18 protein-coding genes, 1 tRNA gene and 2 pseudogenes are annotated in these 22,688 nt (G+C 71.2%); 12 read left to right on the top strand and 9 right to left on the bottom strand.

Going from position 1 to position 22,688, the window contains the following annotated elements:
• Window positions 1-397: 397 nt before the first annotated feature.
• Window positions 398-670, bottom strand: a pseudogene (locus tag ACZ562_RS06585) (FAS1-like dehydratase domain-containing protein); the annotation flags it as partial.
• Between the two features lie 187 nt (window positions 671-857).
• On the bottom strand, window positions 858-1,166 hold the full coding sequence (locus tag ACZ562_RS06580; RefSeq protein ID WP_471174535.1) for a hypothetical protein: 309 nt from the start codon (window positions 1,164-1,166) through the stop codon (window positions 858-860).
• A gap of 387 nt (window positions 1,167-1,553) precedes the next feature.
• Here ACZ562_RS06580 and ACZ562_RS06575 point away from each other — a divergent pair, with 387 nt between their 5' ends.
• Window positions 1,554-2,420, top strand: coding sequence for a bifunctional DNA primase/polymerase (locus tag ACZ562_RS06575; protein ID WP_471174533.1), 867 nt, complete (start codon window positions 1,554-1,556; stop codon window positions 2,418-2,420).
• 180 nt (window positions 2,421-2,600) lie between these two features.
• Here the strand turns inward: ACZ562_RS06575 and ACZ562_RS06570 are convergent, their stop codons facing one another.
• The 4 genes from ACZ562_RS06570 to ACZ562_RS06555 form a co-directional block, all read right to left on the bottom strand.
• The gene (locus ACZ562_RS06570) at window positions 2,601-4,346 is read right to left on the bottom strand and encodes a hypothetical protein (protein ID WP_471174531.1); all 1,746 of its coding nucleotides are present in this window, start codon (window positions 4,344-4,346) and stop codon (window positions 2,601-2,603) included.
• A 51-nt stretch (window positions 4,347-4,397) separates the two neighbouring features.
• Complete coding sequence (locus ACZ562_RS06565) at window positions 4,398-5,609, bottom strand: DUF6777 domain-containing protein (protein WP_471174529.1); 1,212 nt, start codon at window positions 5,607-5,609, stop codon at window positions 4,398-4,400.
• 527 nt (window positions 5,610-6,136) lie between these two features.
• Window positions 6,137-6,223 (bottom strand) — tRNA-Ser (locus tag ACZ562_RS06560).
• A gap of 62 nt (window positions 6,224-6,285) precedes the next feature.
• Window positions 6,286-7,752: a S1C family serine protease gene (locus tag ACZ562_RS06555; protein ID WP_471174527.1), complete on the bottom strand. Its 1,467-nt coding sequence runs from the start codon at window positions 7,750-7,752 to the stop codon at window positions 6,286-6,288.
• A gap of 278 nt (window positions 7,753-8,030) precedes the next feature.
• Between ACZ562_RS06555 and ACZ562_RS06550 the strand changes: the two genes are divergently transcribed.
• From ACZ562_RS06550 to ACZ562_RS06540, 3 genes and pseudogenes are all read left to right on the top strand, one after another.
• Complete coding sequence (locus tag ACZ562_RS06550; protein ID WP_471174525.1) at window positions 8,031-8,858, top strand: glycerophosphodiester phosphodiesterase; 828 nt, start codon at window positions 8,031-8,033, stop codon at window positions 8,856-8,858.
• Window positions 8,859-8,995: 137 nt separating this feature from the next.
• Window positions 8,996-9,671: pseudogene (locus ACZ562_RS06545) on the top strand (ATP-binding protein).
• Window positions 9,672-9,809: 138 nt separating this feature from the next.
• Window positions 9,810-10,775, top strand: coding sequence for a DUF5926 family protein (locus ACZ562_RS06540; protein WP_471174523.1), 966 nt, complete (start codon window positions 9,810-9,812; stop codon window positions 10,773-10,775).
• A gap of 610 nt (window positions 10,776-11,385) precedes the next feature.
• On the opposite strand, the gene ACZ562_RS06535 is transcribed toward ACZ562_RS06540, so the two are convergent.
• On the bottom strand, window positions 11,386-12,051 hold the full coding sequence (locus ACZ562_RS06535; RefSeq protein WP_471174521.1) for a bifunctional DNA primase/polymerase: 666 nt from the start codon (window positions 12,049-12,051) through the stop codon (window positions 11,386-11,388).
• Between the two features lie 492 nt (window positions 12,052-12,543).
• Here ACZ562_RS06535 and ACZ562_RS06530 point away from each other — a divergent pair, with 492 nt between their 5' ends.
• The 3 genes from ACZ562_RS06530 to ACZ562_RS06520 all read left to right on the top strand — a co-directional run bounded on the left by ACZ562_RS06530 (window position 12,544) and on the right by ACZ562_RS06520 (window position 16,190).
• Window positions 12,544-14,055: a PP2C family protein-serine/threonine phosphatase gene (locus ACZ562_RS06530; RefSeq protein ID WP_471174805.1), complete on the top strand. Its 1,512-nt coding sequence runs from the start codon at window positions 12,544-12,546 to the stop codon at window positions 14,053-14,055.
• Window positions 14,056-14,143: 88 nt separating this feature from the next.
• Window positions 14,144-15,610, top strand: a complete 1,467-nt coding sequence (locus tag ACZ562_RS06525; protein WP_471174519.1) for an aminopeptidase P family protein — start codon at window positions 14,144-14,146, stop codon at window positions 15,608-15,610.
• Between the two features lie 355 nt (window positions 15,611-15,965).
• Window positions 15,966-16,190 carry a hypothetical protein gene (locus ACZ562_RS06520; RefSeq protein ID WP_471174517.1) on the top strand — a complete coding sequence of 75 codons (225 nt, stop codon included), beginning with the start codon at window positions 15,966-15,968 and terminating at the stop codon, window positions 16,188-16,190.
• Between the two features lie 25 nt (window positions 16,191-16,215).
• Here ACZ562_RS06520 and ACZ562_RS06515 read toward each other — a convergent pair whose 3' ends face one another.
• Window positions 16,216-16,737, bottom strand: coding sequence for a hypothetical protein (locus ACZ562_RS06515; protein ID WP_471174515.1), 522 nt, complete (start codon window positions 16,735-16,737; stop codon window positions 16,216-16,218).
• Between the two features lie 322 nt (window positions 16,738-17,059).
• Entirely contained in the window at window positions 17,060-17,506 is a 447-nt protein-coding gene (locus ACZ562_RS06510; RefSeq protein WP_471174513.1) for an ATP-binding protein, read from the bottom strand.
• A 222-nt stretch (window positions 17,507-17,728) separates the two neighbouring features.
• On the opposite strand from ACZ562_RS06510, the gene ACZ562_RS06505 reads away from it, so the two are divergent.
• The 5 genes from ACZ562_RS06505 (at window position 17,729) to ACZ562_RS06485 (ending at window position 22,687) form a co-directional block, all read left to right on the top strand.
• Entirely contained in the window at window positions 17,729-18,622 is an 894-nt protein-coding gene (locus tag ACZ562_RS06505) for a hypothetical protein (protein ID WP_471174511.1), read from the top strand.
• A 192-nt stretch (window positions 18,623-18,814) separates the two neighbouring features.
• A complete protein-coding gene (locus ACZ562_RS06500) occupies window positions 18,815-19,552 on the top strand; it encodes a YcnI family copper-binding membrane protein (protein WP_471174509.1) in 738 nt (245 codons plus the stop codon).
• Between the two features lie 113 nt (window positions 19,553-19,665).
• A complete protein-coding gene (locus ACZ562_RS06495) occupies window positions 19,666-20,319 on the top strand; it encodes an SCO family protein (protein ID WP_471174507.1) in 654 nt (217 codons plus the stop codon).
• Complete coding sequence (locus ACZ562_RS06490) at window positions 20,316-20,780, top strand: copper chaperone PCu(A)C (RefSeq protein ID WP_471174505.1); 465 nt, start codon at window positions 20,316-20,318, stop codon at window positions 20,778-20,780. The genes ACZ562_RS06495 and ACZ562_RS06490 overlap by 4 nt, the downstream gene beginning before the upstream one ends.
• 11 nt (window positions 20,781-20,791) lie before the next feature.
• Complete coding sequence (locus ACZ562_RS06485; protein ID WP_471174503.1) at window positions 20,792-22,687, top strand: copper resistance CopC/CopD family protein; 1,896 nt, start codon at window positions 20,792-20,794, stop codon at window positions 22,685-22,687.
• Window position 22,688: the final 1 nt, after the last annotated feature.

The raw sequence follows: 22,688 nt of genomic DNA, 5'->3' as shown, positions 1-22,688 counted from the left end.
AGGCCACCGCCGCCCCAGGGTTCGACCGGCCGCCACCGCCCCGAGGGCCATCAGGCCACCGCCGCCCCAGGGTTCGACCGGCCGCCACCGCCCCGAGGGCCATCAGGCCACCGCCGCCCCAGGGTTCGACCGGCCGCCACCGCCCCGGGGGCCATCAGGCCACCGCCGCCCCAGGGTTCGACCGGCCGCCGCCGGGCCGGGATCATCCGGCCGTCGCCAGCACCAACCCCGACGTCGGCACTCCCGTCCCCGCGGTCACCAGTACCCGCCCGGCGCCCGGTACCTGGTTCACCGCCGTCCCCCGCACCTGCCGTACCCCTTCGGCGATCCCGTTCATCCCGTGGAGGTACGCCTCCCCGAGCTGTCCTCCATGGGTGTTGAGCGGCAGCCGCTCCTCGACCGAGGTGCAGCCCGCCTCGTCGAGGAGGGCGAGCATTTCGTCGTACGCCCCCGAGCGCCCGGCGTGCCCGGAGAGGCCGCCCATGGTCCACACCTGGAGCATGGTGGGCGGGGCGACGGCGTCGGGGCCCGTGTAGGCCGGGTGGGTGTCGCCCATCGCCTCGCACCAGTGGCGGATCATTGGCGCGTTGACGGGGTCCTTGCCCCGGCCGGCGACGGCGGCCGGCCGTCCCCCGAAGGCCTTCAGCCGCACGGCCAACTCGTCGTCCACGGTCCTGCCTCCCCTCCTCCCAAGAGTTTCTGACTGCCTGTCAGATACAGTGCACTGTCAAGGCGGCTTTCACCGCACGCAGACGTCCGCCCGCAAACGCCGGCGCGGCGGTACCGAAGTACCGCCGCGCGGACGCGTCGCACCCTGCAAAGCACACCCGTCGGCCGAGAAGCGGCCGGCCCCCAGATCACCACCACAATGGAGCGAAGTTGACGACCGTGTTGCGGTTCCCCTGATTGACGACCGTGAACGCGGAGCCCTTGACCTGGGCGGTGTTGCTCTGGTTCGAGGCACCCGAGCCGTTCGCCTGCTGCTGCGTGGTGGACGAGTTGCCGTTGTTGTCGAACACGACCCCGCTGAGGGTCGCCACACCCGCGTTCGATCCGTCGTCCGCGAGGGCGCCGTTGTCCGCCGCCGCGACGCCGGTGAAGAGCGCGGCCGCGAGCGGGAGGGCGGAGACGGCGGCGATGACACGGGCGGTACGGATGCTTGCCATGTTGTTCCTCCAGAACGAAGTACGCACCGGCTGCGGTGCCGGAAGTGCGTGAAGTACGGCTTTCTCCGAGGGAGTTGGCCTTCACCAGGGGAGTTGGCCGACCGCCCCGGTGCCGTGCACGACGTCGCGAGACCAGAGTTGCCCACCGGATCACCGGCGAACCGCATCAGAAGCCGTGATTCGCTCTCAAGCGTGAGGACAAGTCGATAAACCTCTCCAACCACCCCTAACCATCCACTTGCGGGCTTTACGGCTGCCTTCACCCCATCCATCCCAAGCGGCACAAGAGCTGAAGCGCTCCGGAGCGTTTCCGGCCATTCCCTCCGCCTCGGCGAGTCACCGCCACTCCCCCTTCCTTTTTTCGAACACATGTACGAACATGGAGGCATGGCCACCACCGACCGGCAGGCCACGACGCTGGCCCTCGCACACGCCCTGTCCGCCGCCGAACGCGGCCTGGCCGTCATCCCTCTGTCCCGGACGAAGCTCCCGGCCCTGCGCTCCCCCCACCGCGACGCCCCCGACCCCACGCCCTGCCACGGCGAGTGCGGCCGCCTCGGCCACGGGGTCTACGACGCCTCCACCGACCCGGCACGCATCCGCGAACTGTTCGCCACGGCCCCCTGGGCGACGGGCTACGGCATCGCGTGCGGCCTGCCCCCGCACCATCTGATCGGCCTCGACCTGGACACGAAGTCGGGCACGGACTCCTCGGCGGCCCTGCGCGAACTGGCCCTGCGCCACCTGTTCACGATCCCCGACACGGTGGTCGTCCTGACCCCCAGCGGCGGCCGCCACCTCTGGCTGAGCGGCCCGGCGGACGTCGTCGTCCCCAACTCCGCCGGACGGCTGGCCCCGGGCATCGACATCCGGGGCGCCGGCGGCTACCTGGTCGGCCCCGGCTCCCGCACGGACCACGGCGTGTACGCCACCGCAGCCGGCACCGCCCACCTCGCCCCCGCGCCCTGCCCGGCCGCCCTCCTGCGCCTGCTGCTCCCCACGCCCCGCACCCACCACGCCACACCCCCGTCGACCGGCGGCCACGGCCAAGGCCTGGTCCAGTTCGTCCTCGCCGCGCACGAGGGCCAGCGCAACACCCGCCTGTTCTGGGCGGCTTGCCGCGCCTACGAGAACGGCATCGGCGCCGCCCTCGTCGACCCCCTCGTCGACGCGGCCCTCGACACCGGCCTGACAGAACGCGAGGCCCGCGCGACGATCGCGTCGGCGGCCAGGATGACGGGCCACCGGCCTTGAGACCGACCGTGAGAACGCCCGTGAGAACGGCCGTGAGACCGCCCGCGAGAACGGCCACGGTGGCCAGTTACTCGCTCCCTGGCGCCTCAGCCGGGACGGCCGACCCGTCGAGCCTGTCGACATGCCAACCGGGGATTGGCATGTCAGTTCCAAAGCGGGTGGTGCTGGTGTGTGCTGCTGTTACGTGTGGGGCGCGGGCACCTCCGGCTGAGGCGGTGGTGGTGGTGGCGCGGGCACCTCGGGCTGAGGCGGCGGTGGTGGTGGCGGCGCGGGCACCTCCGGCTGAGGCGGGGGTGGGGGTGGTGGCGCGGGCACTTCTGGCTGAGGCGGGGGCGCGGGTGGGGGTGGGGGCGCGGGCACCTCAGGCTGAGGCGGGGGCGGGGGTGGGGGCGCGGGCACCTCAGGCCTGGGTGGCTCCTCCTCACCTGGCTCCGAGCAGTCGGAGGCCTCCCTCTGCACCGCGATCTCGTAGTCGCTCTGGCTGCGGGGGTTGGAATTCTGGGCGGTGAACGTCATGCCGTTCCCGCCGGAGACCCCACTGCCGGGCTCTCCGGTGGGATGAATGTTGATCTTGAGGACCGGCGGTGTCGCGGACACGGTGTATATGCCGGGCGGGACCACGGCTCGGCCGACCCCGTCGCTGCCGGTGTCGATGACGTGCTCGCCGACCCGGACGAAGGAGTCCGGCTTGGGGTCGGCGGTTTCATCGCCGGGGCAGGCCTCCGTGGTGATCACCTTGATGCGCAGTGCGGTGCCGGGCTTCGGGGGCTCGGGCTCGGGAACGGCCGGCGGGGGCACGCCGGGCGGCTGGCCGGGCTGGCCGGGCTCGCCGGGCGGCTGGCCGGGCTGGCCGGGCTGCGGCTGTCCCGGCGGCGCCGGCTCTCCAGGTCCGGGCGGGGGCGCTGGCCCGCCCTGCGGCGGCTCCGCCCCACCCTGCGGGGGCTCCGCCCCGCCCTGCGGCTGCTGGTTCGCGGGCGGCTGCTGATTGCCCACCGTGTCGGGCTTGCCACCCGTGCTGCTCAGCGCCCAGCCGCCGGCAGCCACCAGCGCGGCCACCCCCAGGCCGGCGAGGATGGCGGGCCAGCTCAGGCCGCTCAGGAATCCGGCGATGGCGCGGACGAGGCCGCCGAGGAGCGCGCGACCGAAGGTGAGGCCGGCCATGACGGCGGAGGCGAACTGGCCCAGAAGGCTCTTGCCCGAGTTCCACAGGCTCTGCGCCGCGTTCCTGAGAGCGGGCAACCATTGGCCCGGATTCGTGAGCAGATCTCGTGCGGAACGCGCCATGTTGCCGAGACCGTTCAGCACCCTGCCGCCCGCGTTGGCGATCTTCGGCAGCACCTGGCTGCCCTTGTCCACGCCCTTGCCTATCCAGCCCTTGAGCGTCTCGGCGGCGGCCCCGCCGCGTTGCTGCACGCGCTGCAGGAGCGACATCAACCGGTCCCGGATCCCGGCCTGGCCCGCCTGGCCCGCCTGACTCGCGGCACCCTCGGCGGCGGCCACGCCCTCGCTCACCGCTGGAGCTGCCTCGCCCACGTAGCCGGACGCAAGCCGGAACATCTCCCGCTTCTCCAGCGCCCTCCCCCATGCTGCTTTCGTACCATCGAGGGAGAGATCCGCTTTGTACCAAGCGTCCCTGAGTTTCAGGAGCTGTTCATTGAGCTCGGGCAGCAGGGACTTCGCCGGGTCACCGGCGGGCAGCCGCATCAGGCGCCATACCTGTTCCTGGGCCCGCTGAAACGCCTGCAAGCTGCGGGATGCCTGGGCTTCCCAGTCGGGCAGCCACTCCCTGACGCGCATCATCTCATCGAACTTGGGGGCGAGTTGCCGCAGCTGTTCCGGGTTCAGCTGCTGCAGGTCCTGGAGCGTCAACTGGCTGTTACGCAGTTGCTGCGCCGTCATGCTCATCAGTTGTTCAACGCTGTACATCACGCCTCCTCGGGCCGCTGCGGCCACCGGGGGCTCGTAGCCTGGTCGTGATCACGGCGAACCGCCCGCCCGCGACTCGTAGTCGCCGGCGCTGGCGGGCGACGCAGTGCCGGGGACCGGTTCGAAGGTGACCTGCGTGCCGTTCGGGCCGTGGACGCCCGGGGCCGACTCGCCCGTGGTCTTCACCTCCGGCGATGTGACGGGCGGTGGCGTGCCGGTCACCTCGTGCGGGCCGGACTCGATCGTGCCGAGTCCCGTGCCGTGCGACCCGGTGCTGGTCCGCTTGTCTCCGATGCGGACGGTGGGCTTCGGCCTGGGTTGCGCCGGGCCCCGGTCGTCGTACGCCCCGGTGGTGGTGGTTCCCTTGATCAGCAAGGCGGTGCGGGGGCTGCCCCTGGGCTGGCCGGGTGGTGGCGGGTGACGCTGTGGAGTGCCGGGCGGGCTGGTCTCCGGCGCGAGGGCGGTGGTCGGAGATGTCGGCGGGCGGGCGGTGGGCGGGGGCGGCGGTGGAGGTGCGTCCCTGTCGGTGGCCCCTGTGCCGGTCACCGGCCGTTCGATTGCGCGCCCGGTGTTCACGTCCCGGAGCACCAGGACCTCCAGCGGCCGGGCGGCCGGGACCACCCGCACGACGGCCGCGGGCTGGAACGTGGGCCAGCGCGGACCGGTGTAGGTCGGCTTGGAGTTGACCGCGGTCGGCGGCAGCAGCGGGTTGCCGCAGGCAGAGCGCACGCGCGGCACCCCGTACCGGTCCACCAGGACCGCGGTGCCGGTCTGCAGGACCGCCTGGTACGGCACCGCGCGGGCGTCGCGAAAGCCGTGGTTGGTGACCCGGGTGTCCGTGGCCAGCAGCACGGGGGTGAGCGCGGCGACGTATCGCGGTATGTCCGCGGAGCTGATGCCGAGGGCTCCCGCCCAGGCCCTGCCCCTGCTCGGGTTCTGGGTGAGGAAGTCGACCAGGCCGCGGGAGTCATAGGGGGACACGTTCCTGGTGCCGCCGAAGAGTCCGAGTTCGTCTCCGCGCCGGCTGGCTACGGCGACCCACCCATCTGTCTCCGGGGGAGGAGGCTGGTCACCGGTGGGCGTGGCCGTGGGGGTGCCGGGGGGCACAGCCGCGACGGTCGAGATGAACGGTTCGGGGCCCGCCTCCGCGGCCGGCTGCAGCAGGATCTCCCCTTCTTGGTCCTGTTCCTGGTCCTGGCCCTGCCATGTCTTGAAGGACACGACGGCCGCCAGGATCAACGAGACGACACCGATCAGAACCATGATCACGTTCGCCTTACGCCGACGCGCGGGTTTCCCCTCTCCCGGCGGCGTCTCAGGCGGTGGGCGAGATGGTGGCCAGAACGGCGGACCGGACGGGGGCCCGGACCTCAGTGGATCGGACATGAGCGGTGACCCCGGTGGGCGGCTGTCTCTCCACACTTCGCCGCCGTCCGCGGCATGTCAAGTTGCCCAGAATCGTCGCGTTCAAGGAGTCGGACTGCACCCTGCCGCCCAACTCACCGGAGTCCGTGAAGGAGTGGGGCGACCTGCTTCTCGGGGGTGAGCCGTCCCGAGGTCGGCGGTGGCTGGACGGACGAGGGCACGTCATACGAGAAGCGCGGCCTCAAGCGACGTAGGAGCGGCGCAACACGCACCGTTCCTATCCCGCCCGTCCTGGCCCACAGATGGCCCATACGCACTGGTCAAACCCGGGATACGGGCGAGCCAGGGTGAGACAAGGTGCACGCGGAAGGGGTGCCGCTCCGGAGAGTGGCACCCCATTTGACCTGCAAGCCTTGTGGCCTGGGCGGAGGCGGTGAGATTCGAACTCACGGTGACATCGCTGCCACGACGGTTTTCAAGACCGTTCCCTTAGGCCGCTCGGGCACGCCTCCCCGCGCCGCACGTGATCGGCGGCGCGGGACAAGAGTAACGGGTTGGGGCGGGCGTGGGTGGGTCAGCTGTCGCCCTGGCGGGAGGCCAGGGTGAGTTCGACCGTGTGCTCCTTGCCGTCGCGCTCGTAGGTGATCGTGACCTTGTCGCCGGGCTCGTGGGTCCAGATCTCGCCGATCAGGGTGGGGCCGCTGTCGATCACCCGGTCGTCGAGCTTGGTGATGACGTCGCCGGGCTTGAGGCCGGCCTTGTCCGCCGGGCCGCCCGACTCCACGGCCTCGGAGCCGCTGGCACCCTGCTCGGTGATCTTCGCGCCGCCTGTCGAGTCGTCGAGTGACACGGACGCGCCGATCTTCGCGTAGACCGGCTTGCCGGTCTTGATCAGCTGCTGGGCGACGTACTTGGCCTGGTTGATCGGGATGGCGAAGCCGAGGCCGATCGAGCCGGACTGGCTGGTGCCGCCGAGGCCGCCGTTGCTGGTGGACTGGATCGCGGAGTTGATGCCGATGACGTTGCCCCGGGCGTCGAGCAGCGGGCCGCCGGAGTTGCCCGGGTTGATCGAGGCGTCGGTCTGCAGGGCGCTCATGTACGAGGCGTTGCTGCCGCTGCCGTCGCTCGAGGCCACCGGGCGGTTCTTGGCGCTGATGATGCCGGTCGTCACCGTGTTGGAGAGGCCGAAGGGCGCGCCGATCGCGATCGTCGAGTCGCCGACGGCCACCTTGTCCGAGTCGCCGAGGGTCAGCGGCTTCAGGTCCGAAGGGGCGTTCTTGAGCTTGATGACCGCCACGTCGTAGCCCTGTGCGTGGCCGACGACCTCGGCGTCGTACTTCTTGCCGTTGGGGAACGTCGCGGAGAGCTTGCCGCCGTCGACCGCGTCCGCCACCACGTGGTTGTTGGTGACGATGTGGCCCTCGGTGTCGAAGACGAAGCCGGTGCCGGTGCCGCCCTCGCCGCTGTTGCTCTCGGCCTCGATGGTGACGGTGCTCGGCAGCGCCCTGGCGGCCACGCCCGCGACAGTGCCGGAGTCGCGCTTGAGGGAGCCGCCGCTGTCGGAGGCGGAGACGGTGGTGGAGGAGCCGGAGTCGTTGTTCTTGGCCAGGGTGTAGCCGAGGCCGCCGCCCAGGCCGCCCGCGACCAGTGCGGCCACGAGGATCGCGGCGAGCAGACCGCCGCGCCCGCTGCGGGGCTTCGGGGCGGGCTGCTGGTAGGCGGACCCCCATCCGGATCCCCCTCCGGCGCCGCCATCGGCGTACGAGGGGGTGGCGGGGGGCGGAGGCGGCCAGCCGCTGTCGGGGGCGGAGCCGGCGCTTCCGGGTGCCTGGCCCTGGGAGCCCGCCGAGGCGTACGCGGGGACCTGGCCGGCGTGCACCAGTTCCTGCTCCGGTGCGCCCGGCGGCACCGCAGGCATCGGAGTCGTCGGCGCGCCGCTCTCGGGCGGGGCGGCCTGCGGGGATGCTGCGGGGGATTCCACCGGCACGGGAGGTGCGGACGGGGCCGGGGGTACCGCAGTGCCCTCGTTCTCGGTGCTCACAGCTTTTCTCCTAGATCCACGGCTGTTGTTCCGGTTCGCACTCGGTCACGCTCGTTCACGCTTGTCGACGGTCCGGCGCGATGCAGCTGTGCATGTGCTTTGTATGCCGCCAGCTTTTCCCACGGGGCGTCAGGGCACCATAAGCGGTGACTGTGCGTCCGGGACCATCCTTTATATAGGATCATCAGGACTAAAAGGGCGCATTCTGTTGCCTTCCCGTAGTCCTGCTGTGGCCCTCCTGCGCCACGCGTACCCCGGCACGGTGGCACCATGACGCGGTGACCCATGCACGACCGCACCGGATCCAAGTCGTCGCCCACCGCGGAGCCTCCGAGGAAGCCCCCGAGCACACGCTGGCGGCGTACAGGAAAGCGATCGAGGACGGTGCCGACGCCCTGGAGTGCGACGTACGCCTGACGGCGGACGGGCATCTCGTCTGTGTCCACGACCGTCGCGTCAACCGTACGTCCAACGGCCGCGGCGCGGTCTCGGCGCTCGAGCTCGCCGACCTCGCCGCACTGGACTTCGGCTCCCGCAGAGCACGGGAATTCTGGCGCACGCGTGACGAGGAGCCCGACTGGGAGTTCCGCCCCGAGGACCGCGAGGACACCTCCGTCCTCACCCTGGAACGACTGCTGGAGCTCGTCGCCGACGCGGGACGCCGGGTGGAGCTGGCGATCGAGACCAAGCACCCCACGCGGTGGGCGGGGCAGGTCGAGGAGCGGCTGCTGGTGCTTCTGAAGCGGTTCGGCCTGGATGCCCCTGCGTCGGCCGAAGAGTCGGCGGTCCGCGTCATGAGCTTCTCGGCGCGTTCGCTGCATCGCGTGCGGGCCGCTTCGCCGACTTTGCCGACGGTCTATCTGATGCAGTTCGTCTCGCCCCGGCTGCGGGACGGCCGGCTGCCCGCGGGTGTCCGGATCGCGGGCCCCTCGATCCGGATCGTGCGCAGCCAGCCCGCTTACGTCGAGCGCCTGAAGCAGGCCGGTAATCAAGTGCACGTGTGGACGGTGAACGACCCGGAGGACGTGGATCTCTGCGGCGACCTGGGCGTCGACGCCATCATCACCAACCGCCCGCGCGCGGTACTGCGTCAACTCGGTCGCTGACTGATAAAGACCTGCGAACGAACCTTGACCCGGCCGCCCCGCTGAAGCATTCTCCGGTCTCGGCCACACCGTCGAAATCCAGCCACACGCTCACAGGGAGTGCTCCGGCGCGTTCGGTCCGTGTTCGACGTTTGCGAATGCGTCACAGGACATGGATTGGCCGGTTTCCGGTACAGGCCAATGGGGCATCCACACCGTGGCGTGGGGGCAAAGGAGGTCTCGGGGGTGGCGTTGGTGGTGGCACAGGAGGTGCCCACGTCGTCGAGCATGGCCGTACCCCATGGCCCTGCGGGCGTGGGGAGGGCGAGACACCGTATGCGCGATCAGCTGCGCAGGGGAGGCGTCTCGGAATCGGTCATCGACGATGCCGTACTCATTCTTTCGGAACTCTTGAGCAATGCGTGCAAGCACGGCCGGCCGCTGGGCGACGCCCTGGCCGGGGACGGCGACGTCCGCGCCGCCTGGCGCGTGGACACGGGCGGCAGACTCACGGTCGAGGTGACGGACGGCGGCGGGCCCACCCGCCCTGCTCCGGCCACGCCCTCGGTCACCGCGCACGGCGGCCGCGGGCTCAACATCATCACCGCGCTCGCCGACGACTGGGGTGTACGGGACGAGATCCGCGGCGAGGTCACGGTGTGGGTCGTCATCCACAAGGGCGTTCACGATCCGGACGCCGGTCGCCGTCGCGACGGCTTCGCCACGCGCTCCCCCGCTCGCGGCTTCGCTCGAGCGGGAGGGACCTCCATGACCCCCTCGGCGGCGGCCATACCCGCCCTGGACTTCGCGGACGCCTTCGACGACCTGGACTGAGCCCGCAGGTCGGCAGATCAGTCCTGTTGTCCACAGGTCCGGCACATCGGCCGCGTTGTCCACAGGCCCCAACGGCGATGGCGTGAACGGCTAGGCTCCCGCCCGTACGAGACGAGCCGTAACCGGGAGACACCCACGATGGCCAAGAAGCGACCCCAGACGAAGGCCAAGCGGCCGCAGCTCACTGACGGGGAGATCCCGGTCGTCGGCGCCCGCGAGCCCTGCCCGTGCGGCAGCGGCCGCCGTTACAAGGCCTGCCACGGCCGGGCCGCGGCGCACGCCGTGACCGAGCTGGTGCAGCGCCCGTTCGAGGGACTGCCGGGCGAGTGCGACTGGGTCGCGCTGCGCGAGCTGGTCCCGGCCGCCACGGTCGAGCTGACCTTGCGGGGCGGCCTCCCCGAGGGCGTCCCGTCGGTCACGCTGGCCACGGTCCTGCCGATGGCCTGGCCCGCGTTGCGCCGCGACGACGGCTCGGTGCTGCTGGGCCTGCAGAACGACACCGCGTCGGGCGACATCAGCCGCGACCTCGCAGACACGCTGCAGCGCGCGCTGACCGCCGAGCCGGGCACGCCGGTCCAGGGCCGTCGCGCCCCGGCCGACGGTCCGCGGCTGCAGGACCTGCTCGATCCCGAAGGGCCGTTCGAGCCGGTGGTGCACGCGGGCTTCGAGTTCTGGGTCCCCGACCCCGAGAACGCAACGCCGGAGGTGACCGCTTCCCTGGAGCGGGCCAACGCCGCGGCCATCCCGACCGCGAAGCTCACCGGCGTCGACGCCGCGTACTGGTGCGAGACCCCGGAGAAGAACCACCTGCGCTGGGTCATGCCGCACGCGGAGGAGCAGCTTCTGGACGCCCTCGCGCGGCTGCACGCCGCGGGCGGTTCGAGCCTCGGTGAGGGCACCCGTCTCGTGGGCTCCTTCCGCGCTCACGGCCTGACCGTTCCGGTCTGGGACCTGCCGAGCCCGGTCACCGCGGACTACATCGAGAAGCCCGCCGCCGAGTTCGCCGAGCGCCTCGCCGGCGCCCTGGCCACGGACGCACCGCTCACCGCGGACGAGCGACGCGCGCGCGGCGGCCTGACCAACCGGCAGGTCACACTCAGCTGACGGATCCTGTGCGGCTGACCGGTCGGTCAGCCGCACAAGACCGGCGGAATCGGTGACTCCACTTTCAACTCCCGGCAGGGACAAGCCAGTCGGTGTCCGAATAGCCGAGGAATACCTGAGATCGAATTTGCGAACAGCCGATCTCTTGTTACCGTTCCATTAGCCCGGTTGCTGGTGCATCCCCCGTCGCCAGCAACCGGGTCTTTCCATGTGCGTCCTCTCTTTACGGAATGACGCCGGATGTCAGCGAACCTCAGGCCGCGCGGAGTTGCTCCCCGACCGCCAGCAGCAGCGGCCCGCGCCGCGAACCCCACGACCGCCGTGTACGCGTCCGGCTTCCCCGCGTGCGCTCCGGGGCGTCTCGCGCCTCCCCGGTTCGTCATCGGCTCCCACGGCGCAGCGCGTCCGCAAGCTGCGTCCGGCGGCTCTCGTCGCCTGCAGGTCCCGCGGACGCCACGGCCGGCGGCAGCACGACCGCACACACCACGAGGCCCGCGAGGGTGAGGAGACGAGTTCGTCGGGGGTCCGGGGGGCGCCCCCGGAATGTCGCACAAGGACGGTCATGCAACGACCGCGGACAGACACGCCGTTCCGCGCGTGCCCGGCACCCCTACAACTCGGGCGCGCTCACACCCGTACGAGTGAGGGTCTCGACGACCGTGTCCACCACGGCCTCGACGTCGGGCACCCACGGCGAGGCGGAGCCGGGCAGTGGTGCGCGCTCCCAGGTGATCTGCCCCTGGCCGGTCTCGGAGGGGGGCAGGGCGAGGTAGCCGCCCTCACCGTGGAAGCGGAGGGAGCCGGGGACGAAGTCCTGGGCGTACAGCAGTTCGCCCAACTGCTCCATGGAGTACGGCTTCACGAGCAGAGCCCAGCGCGTGGGCGAGGCGACGACCGGGCCGAGGCGCATGCCCCTGCGGTCGAGCGCGTCGAGCGCGCGGGCGGCGGCGGGCGCCGGCAGGCTGACCGCGCAGGGGGCCTTGCCGCCGGTGGCGAGGATGATCGGCGCGGCGGGGCGGTTGGTCCACCACCAGCGCAGCATGCGGGCGTCGGTGGTGGCCGCGAGGAGGCCGGGGTCGAAGGGGTGCGCGCCGGGCACCGTGCAGTCCTGGTCGGGGCAGCCGCAGCGGGAGTGCCCCTGCGGGTCCGCCGTCACACCCGGGAGTACGGGCCACTGCCATTCCGTCGCGAAGGTCAGGGCCGCGCTGATCAACTCAGGCCTCCCGTCGCCGCACTGGGACAGGAGCCTGCGTCGCCTTCCGAGGATCTCGCGCATGAGCGCTCGTTCCTTTCCGTTGCACGCCTGGCAACACCGTGGTCCACATCACACCATGTGTCGATCGCTTCACTGTGCGTACTCTTGGCGCATCACACCCCTGCGTGAGGCAAGGGGAACCCCTACGGGTCGAGCGTTGGCTGCGTCCGCGGCAACCTGACCCATACTGCGTCTATCAAAAGCATGGGCGTGGCGTGGGGGTGGCGAAGTCTGGCGTTTTGCCGTCCCGCGTATTCCTCTTCGCCTCCGCCACGGGAGGATGGGGCACGGTCGTCGGTGGCTAAGACGCCCGGGGCCTTCGCCAGGTTCCGGGCGACTGTCAACCGCCCCTGGCCTTCTCCGAGTACGTACCCATCACGACCGCTGTGACGCTCCGTCGAACAAGCCCAGTCGACCGCAATAGGGCGTTACATGAGGCATTTTTAAGCCAACTTTGCCATTCCACAGGGAGTGCGCCGGTGACCCATGGACACCAGGATTCCCGGCAGGACAATGCTGGACATCCCCTCACGAGTGCGTGTACATGTGGAGACACTGCTAGCGGCGCAGAATGACATGGGGGTTTGCGATGCTTTTGAGCAATACGCACCGGTCGGAAAGCCGGACACCATGAACGCCCCTCACCCTCCGAAAGTGGCTGGAATCGATTCAACGGTTCCCTCGCCCGCACACACTGTCGCGCCCGCGCCCGCCGCCTCGGACACCTCTCCGGTCTCGCCGCCCCACCCACCAGGTGCTCTTCTTCAGGACCGTCTCGCCGGCTGGATCTCGGACCTCACGACACTCCACGAACTCACCGAACGCCTCGTCCGTACGGACGCACTCGCCGACGCCCTCCAGGAACTGCTGCGTGCCGGAGCCGCCCTCGTGGGTGCCCGGCGCGGTCTCGTCGTGCTGGAACCGGGCGACGGGCTGGGCCCCGACACCACGATCGGCCTGGGCCTGGCCCGAGCGGATCTCGGTCACATCGAGACCGTGCCGCGCAGCTCGCTGTCGTACGGCCGGATCCTCGACGGTCTGCCGGGCGCGGACGGCGAGGTCGCCGAGCCGGACCTGTTCGCCGAGGACGCCCTCGATCCCCGGCACCGCGAGGTGGCGGCCCGCCTCGGCTACGCCGCCAGCTACGCACTGCCCCTGTCCTCCGAGGCCGCGGGCCGGCTGGGCGCCGCCGTGTGGCTCTACGACGAGCCCGCCGAGCCCGGCGAACGCCAGCGCCACCTCGTCGGCCTGTACACCCGCTACGCCACCGAGCACCTGGCCCGGCTCCTGGAGGTCGAGCGCACGCGCGCGTGCATGGCGACGATGTCCGAGGAGCTGCTGCCGCCCCGGCTCCCCCGGGTCGCAGGAGTACAGCTCGCCGTCCGGCACCACACCGGCCCGCGCGGTGGCGGTGACTGGTACGACGCGCTGCCGCTGCCGGACGCCGCGCTGGGTCTGGCGGTGGGCTCGGTGACCGGTTCGGGTCCCAGCGCGGTCGCCGCGATGGGACGGCTGCGGGCCAGCCTGCGCGCGTACGCCGTGATGGAGGGCGAGGACCCCGTCGCCGTACTGTCCGACCTGGAGCTGCTGCTCAGGCTCACCGAGCCCGCCCGCTCGGCCACCGCGCTGTTCGCCTACTGCGAGCCCGCGCTGCGCAAGATCACCCTCGCGGGTGCCGGGCACAGCCCGCCGCTGCTGATCGGCGAGCGGCGCACGGAGTTCGTGGAGACGTCCGTCTCCGCGCCGCTCGGCATGCTCGCCTGCTGGGAGGCGCCGAGCGTGGAGCTGCAGGCAGAACCGGGAGAGACGGTTCTGCTCTACACCGACGGGCTGCTGCACCGGACCGGTGACCCCACCGACCGCGCCTTCGCCCGGCTGCACGCGGCGGCCGCCGGCGTACCGAAGGCGCTGAGACGCAACCCGGGCGCGATCGCCGACCACGTCCTGCGGACGGTGCTGCCGGACGGGCTGGACGCCGGGGTCTCCGAGGAGGACGTGGTGCTGCTCGCCGCTCACTTCGAGTAGGCGTCTGTAATAGGTCTTCAGGCGCTGGGCCCCCTTCCGTACGACCGTACGATGGAGGGGGTCCAGTGCCGTACCGAGGAGGATGACCGTGGCCGAGGAGCTCACCCCGGAGACCCCGGAAGAGAGCGAAGAGCCGATCAAGCAGCGCAAGAACGGCCTGTACCCGGGCGTGTCCGACGAGCTGGCCGAGAACATGCAGTCCGGCTGGGCCGACACGGAGCTGCGCGACCTGCGGCCGGTCCCCCAGGCGGCCGAGACCGCCGCCCGCCGTGCCGCGCTGTCCGCGCGCTTCCCGGGCGAGCGTCTGGTGATCCCCGCGGGCAACCTGAAGACCCGCTCGAACGACACCGAGTACCCCTTCCGGGCGTCGGTCGAGTACGCGTACCTCACGGGCAACCAGACCGAGGACGGTGTCCTGGTCCTGGAGCCCAGCGCCGAAGGCCACGAGGCGACGATCTACCTGCTGCCCCGCTCCGACCGCGAGAACGGTGAGTTCTGGCTGTCCGGCCAGGGCGAGTTGTGGGTCGGCCGCCGCCACTCGCTCACCGAGTCCGAGGCGCTGTACGGCATCCCGGCCGCAGATGTGCGCGAGCTGGCCGACAGGCTGCGCGAGGCGACGGGTCCGGTGCGCGTCATGCGCGGTCACGACGCCGGCATCGAGGCGGCCCTCACGGACAAGGTCACCGCCGAGCGCGACGAGGAACTGCGCGTCTTCCTCTCCGAAGCCCGGCTGGTCAAGGACGAGTTCGAGATCGGCGAGCTGCAGAAGGCCGTCGACTCGACGGTCCGCGGCTTCGAGGACGTGGTCAAGGTCCTCGACAAGGCCGAGGCGACCAGCGAGCGCTACATCGAGGGCACGTTCTTCCTCCGCGCGCGCGTGGAGGGCAACGACGTCGGCTACGGCTCCATCTGCGCGGCCGGCCCGCACGCCTGCACGCTGCACTGGGTGCGCAACGACGGTCCCGTGCGCTCCGGGGACCTGCTGCTGCTCGACGCCGGCGTGGAGACGCACACGCTCTACACCGCCGACGTCACGCGCACACTGCCGGTCAACGGCACGTACGGCGAGATCCAGAAGAAGATCTACGACGCCGTGTACGACGCCCAGGAGGCCGGGATCGCGGCCGTGCGGCCGGGTGCGAAGTACCGCGACTTCCACGATGCCGCGCAGCGGGTGCTGGCCGAGAGGCTCGTCGAGTGGGGGCTCGTCGAGGGGCCGGTGGAGCGGGTCCTGGAGCTCGGGCTGCAGCGCCGGTGGACGCTGCACGGCACGGGTCACATGCTCGGCATGGACGTTCACGACTGCGCTGCCGCGCGGGTGGAGACGTATGTGGACGGTGTCCTGGAGCCCGGCATGGTGCTGACCGTCGAGCCGGGGCTGTACTTCCAGGCCGACGACCTGACGGTGCCGCAGGAGTACCGGGGGATCGGGGTGCGCATCGAGGACGACATCCTCGTGACCGAGGACGGCAACAGGAACCTGTCCGACGGGCTGCCGCGGCGGTCCGACGAGGTCGAGGCGTGGATGGCGCGGCTCCAGGGGGCGGCGAGCTAACCGCGCGTCTGCGGGTCGTTCGTGCCCGATCGCGCCCACGCGGCGGAGCCGCACATGTCACAGTCCCGCGCCCCTGGGGGCGTTGGGGTGGACCTGCGTCTGGAGGCCGACGCCGGGGAAGGGCGTCGCGCCGGGCTTGAGCGAGCCCTGCGTGACGCCGTGCGGGACGGGCGGCTGACAGAGCCATTTACTCTGTGCGCAGGCTGAGAATGCTGAGCAAGCTGAAATCCGGCGCTCCGGCACTGTCATCCAGTCCGATGAACACATGGCCCCGGACGGGGGACGCGGCCTCATCCGTTGGGGCCATGTCAGGGAAAGGGCGTACCACCGGCGTGCGCGGTCGCGTTGCACGTACATGGATTGCAGCCCCACCACCGGGCGGCTCCTCCTGGACAGCGAGGACCAGCAGGCGTCGTACGGCGAACTCATCAGGCCGTCCCAGGCGGACCCGCCCATCTACGCCGCTCTCGTCCGGCAGTGGCGGGCCGGCGGCCGGACGCTCCCGGGTGCGCGGGACCCGCAGTGGACCCTCCTCACCTCCGTCAGCCCCGCCGTGATCAGCCGGTACTGGCACGGATGAGCCCGCTCTCCTGGTCTGCGCCGCCTCAGCCGGGCCGGCCGCCGCCGCGGATGCGGGGCCGCGCGGCCGACTCCCCGCACGTCGGGCAGCGTCGCCTCGCGCCGGCGTGCTCGGCAAGTCGCCCCAGCGCCAGTTGCAGGGCCAGTTCCACGGCGGCGGGACCGAACAGCGCGCCGGTGCCGTCGGGCGGGACCAGCCAGCACAGACGTCCCGCGGCCCGATGCGGTGCGGGCACCGCGATCCACGCGCCCTGGCCGGCATACCGGATGCCGGTGCCGATCCAACGGCCCTCGGGATCCGGTGGGAGGAAGAAGGCCACCCGGCGGGCCGCGGTGTCGACCAGCACCGGGCCGGGCGCCTCCGGAATGCACAACAGAGCCTCGAGGGTCGGCCTGCCGAGGTCTTCCGGCACGCTCAGGACGTCCCAGAACCGCCCGCAGGCAAGCACCGCGATCCCGGACTCGCCGTGCCACTGCCGTTTGCAGCTCCGCGGGTCGGTCGCGGCGGCGGCGAGCCACTCCACGGCCTGTCTGGTCTGTCTTCCCATGGCTCTCCTTCGCGCCCGACGGCCTCGCGCCACCAAGGCGCACCCGAGGACGGAGCGCAAGAATGTGCGAATTTCCGGCGATCTGACCCGATTCGGATTGCCATGCTGGTAGATATTTCTGCGCACCGGAAGGGGTGGCGCACCATGGCGTTTTACGGTGGCGCACCGCGCCGTCGCCCGCCCGCGATCAAGGCATGGCTCGCCCGCCTGCGCCAAGAACGGGGCTGGGGCACGCGCTTGGGCGCGCGCATCACGCAGCGCGACCCTCTGACGTCGCTGGTGGAGACCGCGAGGCGGCTCGACTACGGAGCCGGCGGGCGCCCTACACAGCCACCAGAGGCGCGTCTTCCCTCCACTTGAGGATCTTGTCGAAGCTCACCACCGCGCCGCCCCGGCCCGGCTCGCTGCCGAAGTGGACGTGGTCGGCGAGCTCCTCGATGAGACACAGCCCGCGGCCGTGCTCGGCCTCGCCGGGCGCGCGGCGCACGGCCTGGGGGCGGGCGAAACCGGGGCCCGAGTCGGCGACTTCGATGCGGCACATCTCGCCGTCGAGGTAGGCGGTGACGCGGTACGCCTCCGAGGATCCGCCGTGCCCGGCGTTCCCCCCGTGTTCGACGGCGTTCGCACAGGCCTCGCTGAGAGCGACGGACAGATCGTACGAGACGTCGGGGTCGACGCCCGCCGTCTCCATGGTGCCGAGCAGCAGGCGCCGGGCGAGCGGCACGCTCGCAGCTTCACGCCGGAGATGGAGGGACCACCAGATGCTCATGCTCCAGCCTCCCGGCCGCGGCTCGACATACCGTTACGTATTGCCGCCCGTGCACGGGTATAAGCACACGGTTGACGTGATGCCGCCCATATGGTGGATGCGCCGAGAACACTCACAGGTGTATGTGGGGCGACTGGTACCAGAGGGTGTCCTTCCGGTCGTACGGCATCTTGTGGACCTGCCGTACGGCGCCGATGGCGCCGGTGCGATGATGAGCCCGCCATGACTGCCCCCCACCCACGCACGGCGCGTTCCGGAAGCGATCTCCGGGTCCTGCGGGCCGCGGTGTTCGCCGCGGTCTGTGTCGTGCTGGCCGCGGCCGGTCATACCCTCGCCTCCTGCGCCTCCGTTCCGCTGTGGACGCTGGGCGCGGGATTCCTGGGGGCCGTCCTGGTCGTGGCGCCGCTCACCGGACGGGCGCGCTCGCTGCCCGGGACCGCGGCGCTGCTCGCGCTCGGACAGACCGTGCTGCACACCCTGTTCGGTCTGGGCCAGCAGGGCACGGCGGCCACGGCGTCCGGTGCGGTGTCCATGAGCTCGATGAACTCCATGAGCTCCGCGGGTTCCGGCTCCCTTTCCCCGATGTCCGACGCCGCACTCGTCGAACAGGCGGCGCGGCTGGTGTGCGGGACCACCGCGGCGGCGATCAGCCCGGCACGGGCCTACCGCATCCTCGCCGACGCACGGATCCTTCCGGGCACGGGCACGGGCACGGGCCATGGCTCCATGCACCACCACCCGGCGGACGCCCTGTCCACCTCCGCGGGCTCCTCCATGCCGCTGCTGCCCTCCCCGACGATGCTGCTCGGCCACCTCCTCGCGGCACTCGCCGCCGGATGGCTGCTGCGGCGAGGGGACATGGCCCTGCTGCGGCTCGTCGAACTGTCGGCGCACTCGGCACATTCGGTCGCCGAGGAAGCGCTCGTACGATCCCTGCGCGGGGCGCTCGCGCTGGTGCGCGCCCTGCGTGCCGGCCTCCCCGGCGCACAGGAGCCCGCTCCGCGCTTCCAGCGCACCGCTCTGCTCGCGCCACCACGGCCCCGCACCACCGCACTCCAGGACACGGTGATCAGGCGCGGACCACCGCCCGCCGCCGCACTCGTCCTCGCCGCCTGACACGGCCGGCACTCCACGCGGATCCGCCTGGAGAGGGCCGCCGTCGTGCGGCAGGACGCGCGTGCACATGCCGTGATCGGTAGCCCGTGATCGCCTGACCGCGATCGCCTGTGCGTGATCGGTGACGCCTGCGCGCGCGTACCCCTCTTCATCACCGGAATCTCTCTCACAACTCAAAGCGGAGTGCTCTCCATGAAGGCTTCTCGCCTCGCCGCCGCCGGCGCCGTCGCCGCCGCCACCGTCGTCGTCCTGTCCTCGCCCGCTCTCGCCCACGTCTCCGTGCAGCCCGAGGGCACGGCCGCCAAGGGCGGCTACGCGGTCGTCGACTTCAAGGTCCCCAACGAGCGCGACAACGCCTCGACCACCAAGCTCGAGGTCAACTTCCCGGCCGACCACCCGCTGGCCTCCGCGATGCCGCAGCCGATCGACGGCTGGGACATCAAGGTCACCAAGTCCGAGCTGGACAAGCCGATCGAGCTGCACGGCGAGAAGATCGACGAGGCCGTCTCCAAGATCACCTGGACCGCCACCGGCAAGGGCATCGAGCCCGGCTACTTCCAGAAGTTCCCGGTCTCCGTCGGCACGCTGCCCGAGGACACCGACGAACTGGTCTTCAAGGCCCTCCAGACGTACTCCGACAAGGAGGTCGTGCGCTGGATCGAGGTGCAGGAGGACGGCCAGGAAGAGCCCGAGAACCCGGCCCCGGTGCTCGCGCTGTCCGCCGCCTCCGAGGACGAGCACTCCCACGGCTCGACGGCCGAGGAGGCCGAGGACGACGCCAAGGCCGCCGAGAACACCGCCGCCGACACCTCCGACTCCGCCGACAGCAGCGACACCACCGCCCGCGTCCTCGGCGTGGTGGGCATCGTCGTCGGCCTGGTGGGTGTGGCGTACGGGGTGCTCGCCGGCCGTCGGCGCACCGACGCCTGAGGCCCGCTCGACCGCGGCGCGCGCACGGGGTCGCACAGCCTCGTCGACTTCTCATTCGACGGGTCGTACGACCCCGGCTCGGGCCGTAGCCAACACATCTGGGACATTTTTCTATGCGCAAGAAGACGTTCGCCGCGGCCGCGCTCCTCGCCGCCGCCACTCTCACCCTCTCCGCCTGCGGCAGCGGCGACGACAGCAACCCGCCCGTCGCCGTGGTCTCCGAGGAGTCCGCCTCGGGCAAGGCCGCCACCGTCCTCGACCGGCCGTTCGAAAAGCCGGACCTCGTCCTCACCGACACCCGGGGCAAGAAGTACGACCTCCGCAAGGAGACCGCGGGCAAGCCCACACTCGTCTACTTCGGCTACACGCACTGCCCCGACATCTGCCCGCTGACGATGAACAACCTCGCCGTCGCCAAGAAGCAGCTGCCCAGGTCCGCGCAGGACCGGCTGCGCATCGTGTTCGTGACCACCGACCCGGCGCGGGACACCCCCGCCGAGCTCGGCAAGTGGCTGAAGGGCATCGACAGCGAGATCGTCGGCCTGACCGGCGACTTCGCCACCATCCAGGCCGGCGCCCGCACCCTCGGCATCTCCATCGAGCCGACGCACAAGGACAAGAACGGCAAGCTCGTCTCCGTGCACGGCACCCAGGTCGTGGCCTTCTCCCCGAAGACCGAGGGGGGCTACCTCCTCTACGGCGAGGACACCACCGTCGACGAGTACACCAAGGACCTCCCCAAGATCATCAGGGGGGAGAACCCATGAGGCGGACCGTGCTTCCGGTGGTGGCGATGGCCGGGGCCCTGGCCATCGCGGGCTGCGGCTCGGACGACCCCGACGCCGCTGACACCAAGGCCGCCATCTCCGTCGACTCCGCCTACATGCCGCAGCCCGTCTCCGACTCCATGGCCGCCGGCTTCCTGACGATCGTCAACGACAGCGGCACGAAGGACGAGCTGACCTCGGTCACCAGCGACGTCGCGGGCGAGGTCACCGTTCACAAGACGACCGGCGGCACCATGGAAGAGGCCCAGAACCTCGCCGTGCCCGCCCACGGTCAACTCGTGTTCGAAAGCGGTGGCAACCACCTGATGTTCGAGAAGCTGAAGCGCCAACCGAAGCAGGGCCAGACGGTCTCCGTAGAGCTGCACTTCGCAGAGTCCGACCCGGTCGTCGTCAGGATGCCGGTGAAGCCGGCGACCTACACCCCGAAGACCGGGCACTGAGGGAGGGGACCTTGAACCGGACCATCGCCCCCCGCGTGCGGACCCTCGTGCTGCTGCTCCTGGCCGCGACCGGCCTGCTCCTCGCCGGCGCCTCGCCGGCCTCCGCGCACGCCGCGCTGACCGGCAGCGACCCCCAGCAGGGGGTGGTGGTCGACAAGGCACCCACCGAGGTCTCGCTCACCTTCTCCGAGAAGGTAGCCACGTCCGACGACTCGCTGCGCGTCCTCGACCCCAAGGGCGAGCGCGTCGACGCCGGAAAGCCGTTCAACGTGAGCGGGACGACGTACGCCGTGAAACTGCACAGCGGCCTGCCCGACGGCACGTACACCGTCACCTACCAGGTGGTGTCGGCGGACAGCCATCCCGTCGCCGGCGCCTTCACCTTCTCCGTCGGCGCCCCCTCCGCCACGTCCGTGTCGGTGCCCGCACAGACCGCCGGCGGCGGGGTCGTGGGCCGGCTGTACGGCTTCGGGCGGTACATGTCGTATGCCGGCTTCATCGTCCTCGTCGGCGGCGCCGCCTTCGTCCTCGCCTGCTGGCAGCGCGGCTCCGGCGTACGGCCCCTGCAGCGGCTCATCGTCTCCGGCTGGGTCACGCTCACCGCCGCCACGCTGTTGCTGCTGCTCCTGCGCGGCTCCTACACCGGCACCGGAAAGATCGGTGACGTCTTCGACCTGAGCCTGCTCGGACAGGTGCTCCAGACCAAGACCGGCGCGGCCCTGGTGTCCAGGCTGCTGCTGCTCGCCGCCGGTGCCCTGTTCATCGCCGTGCTCTTCGGCGCCTACGACAAGCGGGAGGACGAGGAGAAGCGGGACCTGACGTTCGGGCTCGCGATCGGCGGAACCGTAGTGGCCGCCGGACTCGCCGCGAGCTGGGCGATGGCCGAACACGCCTCCACCGGCCTCCAGCCGGGCATCGCGATGCCCGTCGACGTCGTCCATCTGCTGGCCGTCGCCGCCTGGCTCGGCGGACTCGCCGCCCTTTTGGTCGCGCTCTACCGGGCCCCCGAGCAGACACCGGTCGACACGGCCGCCGTACGCCGCTTCTCGGCCGTCGCCTTCGGCAGCGTCGTCGCGCTGGTCGTCACCGGTGTCTACCAGTCGTGGCGCCAGCTCGGCTCCTGGTCGGCGTTCACCGACACGAGGTACGGACAGCTACTGCTCGTCAAGATCGGGCTCGTGGCACTGCTCGTCGGCATGGCCTGGATCTCGCGGCGGTGGACGGCCCGGCTGGCGCAGACCGTGCCCGCTGCGGCCGGCAAGGCTACGAAGGACCGGGAGAAGGAGCACGTCAGCGCCGGTGCAGGCGCAGCGGACTCCAAGCGGGCCGCCCAGCTCGCCCGGCAGAAGGCCGCCGTGGACGCGGCACGGCAGAAGAGGCTGCGTGACGCCGATCCGAACCGGTTCGGGCTGCGCCGCTCGGTGCTCGCCGAGGCGGGCGTCGCCGTCGTCCTGCTCGCCGTCACCACCGTGCTCACCCAGACCGAACCCGGACGCACGGAGCAGGAGGCCAGGGCGGCCACCTCCTCGTCCTCCTCTGCGAGCTCTTCGAGCTCATCCACCTCGTCAGCGCTGACCCTCGACATGTCCTTCGACACGGGCGGCGAGGACGGCAAGGGCGTCGTCACGGTCGACTTCGACCCCGCGCGCGTGGGCGGCAACGAGATGCACGTCTACGTCCAGCGGCCCAACGGGCGCGCCTTCGACGTCCCGGAGGTGAAGGTCGCCTTCACCCTCGACGCCAAGAAGATCGGGCCGCTCCCCGTCGTCCCCGACCGCATCACCACCGGACACTGGTCGGCGAGCGGAGTGCAGATCCCCATGGCCGGCGACTGGAAGATCGCTGTGACCGTGCGGACCTCCGACATCGACCAGGCGACCGTCTCCAAGAACGCGCAGATCGGCTGAA

It is taken from the genome of Streptomyces sp. NPDC040410, assembly GCF_055595715.1.
This window is presented reverse-complemented; position numbering and strand designations above follow the sequence as displayed.

Excerpts from the sequence above, each read along its gene's own strand:
- ACZ562_RS06500 (WP_471174509.1), top strand. The coding sequence starts at position 18,815 with ATGAAGGCTTCTCGCCTCGCCGCCGCCGGCGCCGTCGCCGCCGCCACC.
- ACZ562_RS06510 (WP_471174513.1), bottom strand. The coding sequence starts at position 17,506 with ATGAGCATCTGGTGGTCCCTCCATCTCCGGCGTGAAGCTGCGAGCGTG.
- ACZ562_RS06495 (WP_471174507.1), top strand. The coding sequence starts at position 19,666 with ATGCGCAAGAAGACGTTCGCCGCGGCCGCGCTCCTCGCCGCCGCCACT.
- ACZ562_RS06515 (WP_471174515.1), bottom strand. The coding sequence starts at position 16,737 with ATGGGAAGACAGACCAGACAGGCCGTGGAGTGGCTCGCCGCCGCCGCG.
- ACZ562_RS06530 (WP_471174805.1), top strand. The coding sequence starts at position 12,544 with ATGCTGGACATCCCCTCACGAGTGCGTGTACATGTGGAGACACTGCTA.
- ACZ562_RS06535 (WP_471174521.1), bottom strand. The coding sequence starts at position 12,051 with ATGCGCGAGATCCTCGGAAGGCGACGCAGGCTCCTGTCCCAGTGCGGC.
- ACZ562_RS06570 (WP_471174531.1), bottom strand. The coding sequence starts at position 4,346 with ATGTACAGCGTTGAACAACTGATGAGCATGACGGCGCAGCAACTGCGT.
- ACZ562_RS06580 (WP_471174535.1), bottom strand. The coding sequence starts at position 1,166 with ATGGCAAGCATCCGTACCGCCCGTGTCATCGCCGCCGTCTCCGCCCTC.
- ACZ562_RS06520 (WP_471174517.1), top strand. The coding sequence starts at position 15,966 with ATGGATTGCAGCCCCACCACCGGGCGGCTCCTCCTGGACAGCGAGGAC.
- ACZ562_RS06490 (WP_471174505.1), top strand. The coding sequence starts at position 20,316 with ATGAGGCGGACCGTGCTTCCGGTGGTGGCGATGGCCGGGGCCCTGGCC.
- ACZ562_RS06540 (WP_471174523.1), top strand. The coding sequence starts at position 9,810 with ATGGCCAAGAAGCGACCCCAGACGAAGGCCAAGCGGCCGCAGCTCACT.
- ACZ562_RS06505 (WP_471174511.1), top strand. The coding sequence starts at position 17,729 with ATGACTGCCCCCCACCCACGCACGGCGCGTTCCGGAAGCGATCTCCGG.
- ACZ562_RS06575 (WP_471174533.1), top strand. The coding sequence starts at position 1,554 with ATGGCCACCACCGACCGGCAGGCCACGACGCTGGCCCTCGCACACGCC.
- ACZ562_RS06565 (WP_471174529.1), bottom strand. The coding sequence starts at position 5,609 with ATGGTTCTGATCGGTGTCGTCTCGTTGATCCTGGCGGCCGTCGTGTCC.